The sequence below is a fragment of the Pseudomonas sp. 8209 genome (genome assembly GCF_028682105.1).
Classification (GTDB): Bacteria; Pseudomonadota; Gammaproteobacteria; order Pseudomonadales; family Pseudomonadaceae; genus Aquipseudomonas; species Aquipseudomonas palmensis.
Genome location: NZ_JANIAH010000031.1, coordinates 1 through 368 on the forward strand (window position 1 = coordinate 1; position 368 = coordinate 368).

The 368-nt window shown below is 55.2% G+C and carries 1 protein-coding gene; it reads right to left on the reverse strand.

All coding sequences use genetic code 11. From position 1 onward, the window contains the following. Positions 1-368 (reverse strand): DDE-type integrase/transposase/recombinase (locus NP552_RS25865; RefSeq protein WP_274097328.1); only part of this gene is annotated, 368 nt, incomplete at both ends.

Below are 368 nucleotides of genomic sequence, written 5' to 3' on the forward strand. Positions count from 1 at the left end.
TCTGTGTTGTAGATCTGTACTGCCTCATCAACCATCTGCCTCGCTTGCTCCAGATCTTCAGGGCTACTCAACAGCAGCTCCATCTTGAGGATTCCGTTGATTCGCTCAGCCAGCGCGTTCTGGTAGCAGTCATACCCATCAGTCATGGAGCACTGAACGCCGTGCCGTTGGTGCAGTGACTGGTATAGCGCCGAGCAATATTGGATGCCTCGATCCGAATGGTGGACTAATGGCTGGCGACGACGTCGCTTTCGTAAGGCCTGCTTGAAGGCTTGCGCTACTGACTCGGCATGCAGGCTTTCATGGACGTGGTGACCAACAATTTTCCTGGAGTACGCGTCCGTTACCAGGCTCAGGTACAGCGGGCC